The organism is Bacillus sp. AFS017336 (genome assembly GCF_002555445.1).
Classification (GTDB): Bacteria; Bacillota; Bacilli; order Bacillales; family Bacillaceae_G; genus Gottfriedia.
Genome location: NZ_NUCO01000100.1, coordinates 1 through 267, shown reverse-complemented (window position 1 = coordinate 267; position 267 = coordinate 1). Strand labels below are relative to the sequence as shown.

Sequence of the window (267 nt, the reverse complement as noted above, 5' to 3'; positions counted from 1 at the left end):
ACGACTACATCCGCAACATGCTGATCCAGGCGCTGGGCAGCGAGAAGGCCAGCGGCCTGATCGACCGCATCCTGCTGGGCCGCAACACCACCGGCCTGGACGCGCTGAAGTGGATGGACCCGCGTGCGGTGGCCGACCTGGTGCGCAACGAGCACCCGCAGATCATCGCCATCGTGATGGCCCACCTGGAGACCGACCAGGCCGCCGATGCGCTGAAGCTGCTGCCCGAGCGCACGCGGGTGGACGTGCTGCTGCGCATCGCCACCC

At 68.9% G+C, this 267-nt stretch carries 1 pseudogene; it reads left to right on the top strand.

Going from position 1 to position 267, the window contains the following annotated elements:
• A pseudogene (locus tag CN601_RS22250) lies at nucleotides 1–267 on the top strand (hypothetical protein); the annotation flags it as partial.